Consider the following 1,265-nt stretch of genomic DNA (forward strand, 5'->3'; position numbering starts at 1 on the left):
GATTCCTCGAAGGCGCCGCCCGGCTCGATCCGGTAGGCCGGCTCGAGGTGGTCCTTGATCGCCTTCAGCTTCGGCGTGATCTGGTTGGTGACGTCGGGCGCCTGCACGCCGTCGACCACGTCGGAGCGCACGGTGATCGCCATGTCGCGGTTGCGCCGCCACAAGATCGGCTCCTCGTGGGCATATTCGATCTTGGCGATCTGCTGCAGCGGCACGGCAACGCCGTTGCGCGATGTAATGGTCAGGTCGCCGACGCCACCGAGGTCGAGGCGTTCGGACGGGACCGCACGGGCGACCACGCCGACCTTCTCGATGCCGTCACGCACGGTCGTGACCTGCGCTCCCGAGATCAGCATCGCCAGTGCCTGCGAGACGTCCTGCGGGGTCAGGCCCATGGCACGGGCACGGTCCTGGTCGACGACGAGCTTGAGGTAAGGCGACTGCTCGTTCCAGTCGAGCTGGACGTCCTTGACGCTCTTGTTCTGCCGCATGACGTCGCGGACCTGGTAGGCGATCTCGCGCACCTTGTTGGCGTCGGGGCCGATCACGCGGAACTGGACCGGGAAACCGACCGGCGGACCGAAATTGAAGCGGTCGACGCGCACGCGCGCCTCGGACAGGAAGCCCTCGGCAGCGGCGTTTTCGATCTTGGCTTTGATGCGCTCGCGCGCCTCGACGCCCTTGGCGACGATGACAACCTCGGCGAAGGCCTCGTTCGGCAGCTGCGGATTGAGGCCGAGCCAGAAGCGCGGCGAACCCTGGCCGACATAGGCGGTATAGGTCTCGATGTCCTTGTCGTCCTTCAGCAGGGTCTCGGCCTTCTTCACCGCCTTCTCGGTGACGTTGAAGGCGGTGCCCTCCGGCAGGCGAAGCTGGAGGAACAGCTCGGGCCGCTCCGACAGCGGGAAGAACTGCTGCTGGACATGGCCGAACCCGACGATCGAGGCGACGAAAATTCCGACGGTCGCGACCACCACGGTGATGCGATGATTGACGCACCATTGCACGATGGCGCGCAGGCCGCGGTACATGCGGGTCTCGTAGACTGCATGCGGATCGTGATTGTGGTGGACCTTCGTCTCCGGCAGCAGCATGGCGCCGATATAGGGCGTGAAGATCACCGCCACGAACCAGGAGGCGACCAGCGCGATCGCCACGATCCAGAAGATGCTGCCGGCATATTCGCCGACCGCGGAATTGGCAAAGCCGATGGGGAGGAAGCCAGCGGCCGTGACCAGCGTTCCCGTGAGCATCGGAAACGCAGT

At 65.4% G+C, this 1,265-nt stretch carries 1 protein-coding gene; it reads right to left on the bottom strand.

What is annotated here, in order from left to right:
* The coding region (locus tag IVA87_RS28370; protein ID WP_247336186.1) for an efflux RND transporter permease subunit at positions 1–1,265 on the bottom strand (1,265 nt) is incomplete at both ends.

The sequence above is a fragment of the Bradyrhizobium sp. 147 genome, assembly GCF_023073935.1.
In the GTDB taxonomy this organism is placed as follows: Bacteria; Pseudomonadota; Alphaproteobacteria; order Rhizobiales; family Xanthobacteraceae; genus Bradyrhizobium.